This is a genomic window from Pseudoalteromonas sp. TB25 (assembly GCF_000497995.1).
GTDB lineage: Bacteria > Pseudomonadota > Gammaproteobacteria > Enterobacterales > Alteromonadaceae > Pseudoalteromonas > Pseudoalteromonas distincta.
Window position 1 is genome coordinate 1 of record NZ_AUTI01000124.1, and the last position, 1,553, is coordinate 1,553.

The 1,553-nt window shown below is 41.9% G+C and carries 1 protein-coding gene; it reads right to left on the bottom strand.

What is annotated here, in order from left to right; translation table 11 throughout:
• A partial coding sequence (locus tag L652_RS0102590; RefSeq protein ID WP_024603260.1) for a Na+/H+ antiporter NhaC family protein occupies positions 1-1,205 on the bottom strand: 1,205 nt, incomplete at its 3' end.
• Positions 1,206-1,553 lie beyond the last annotated feature (348 nt).

Genomic DNA, 1,553 nt, shown 5'->3' on the forward strand with positions numbered 1-1,553 from the left:
CCTAAAATAGCACCTACCACAAGCGATGGCGGTAAACCTAGCGCTTGAATAAGTGGCACGCCAATTGGGATTAATATGGCAAACGTGCCCCACGATGTACCCGTAGTAAACGACATAACTGCGCCGGTTAAAAACAGCACCGGTACTATTAAGTAAATAGGTAGGTAGTCGCCAACAAGCGATGCTACAAATACACCAGTACCCAACTCTTTTAAGCTTGCGCCAAGTGTAAGCGAAAGCAGTACAATGGCGACCAATGGCATTAATTCGCCCATACCTTTAAAGCCTGTATCAACTAATTGATGGTGCGTAAATTTACGCGAACCAATCATTAAAAAGTAAGCCACAACAATGGCTAAAACCGTTGCGTATAATACTGATTTAGAACCGCTGCCCTCGGCAAGTACACCATTACCGGTGTAATACATAAAGCCAACCATGCTGGTAATTAGCGTAATAAGCGGGATTAACATGTAACGCGCTTTAGAGGCTTTTATTTCATCTTTTACGTCGGTTGTTTGAAGCTCTAGTTTTTCTTCGGCTTCTTTCATTGGGCCGTGCACTTTATCGAACGCGATTGTATAAAAAACAATGGCAAGGGTAATTATGGCGTAAAAGTTATACCCTACGCTGCCCCACAATACCGATACAGCCGACTCACCTAGCTCGTAGTTACCTAACAAACCAAGTACAAATGCACCCCAGCCGTTAAGTAGTATTAAAATACACACTGGCGCACTGGTGCTGTCAATAATGTACGCTAAACGCGCTCGGCTCATTTTAAATTTGTCGAACAAGCCACGCGATAAAATACCTGAGGTAAGTACGCTCAAGTTAGATTCTATAAACACCGCAATACCGGTAAACATGGTTAAAAAGCCCACTTGGCGCTTACTTTTTGCAATGCCTTTGTTCATTAGCATATTAACAGTTGCTGCAACGCCGCCAGATTCGCGAATGTAGGCAAGCAATGCACCAATTAAAATACTAAATATTAGTATGCGTGTATTACCTGGCGAGCTGGCAACCGAAATAATACGTTCAATGGTATTTAAAAAAGTATCAAACACGCTATTACCTTCGCCCTGAAAGGCGAGTAAAAACTCAGAAGAAGCAACGGCAACAAGTAGTGCCATAATCACTTCTTTTCGCCAAAACACGATAGCAATCGCAATTAGCGGCGGTAAAATAGAATACCAATGCATAAAAAGTTAACCTTAGTTATTAGCGAGTAAACCTCGCTTTGTACGCGTTTTAACGCTTATTTGTTAAGCCTAACAACATAAACCGGCTTAGTTTTATAGACCGCTTAGCTTAATGGATTGGCTTACTCAAGTCACCTGTAAATAAATCACTTAAGGTGGCACAGTTAGTACGTTTTAACCTATACGATAGCTTATTGATTTAGTAACGCTTCGTAAATAAGCGAGACCACCGATCCGTACTGCGCGGTTTCAAATTGTTTGCCTATAAATTCGTAACGTTTTTGCGAGCCTTTAATTGCGCTATGGCGAGCATTAGTAAGTAAAACAATAGCCAAGTCGTAGGCGGGG